The 302-nt window shown below is 42.4% G+C and carries 1 pseudogene; it reads left to right on the top strand.

The annotated features are described in order from the left end of the window. A pseudogene (locus PL9214_RS32080) lies at positions 1 to 302 on the top strand (DNA-binding protein); the annotation flags it as partial.

The raw sequence follows: 302 nt of genomic DNA on the forward strand, positions 1-302 counted from the left end.
CACCCAAAAAGAGTTGAGCTTAAAAGCACAAATACACATTCAGACCATCCGCAAAATAGAAGGTGGACAAACTTCAAGAGTCAATCAAAAAGCTAAAAGCGGTTTAGCCTCTGCGTTGGGAATACCAGCGGAATATTTGGATGCAGCCACGAAGAAAGTCCCTCTAGAAACAATAACTACATTTAAGTTTTGCCCAAAATGTTGGACAGCCGGGACTACCCCTGACCAAATGTGGACTGATTTACGGTCGAAATATTGCTTTGCTTGTGGTACAGCCTTACGAAACCGTTGTATTAGTTGTG

Source organism: Planktothrix tepida PCC 9214 (genome assembly GCF_900009145.1).
GTDB classification, from domain to species: Bacteria; Cyanobacteriota; Cyanobacteriia; order Cyanobacteriales; family Microcoleaceae; genus Planktothrix; species Planktothrix tepida.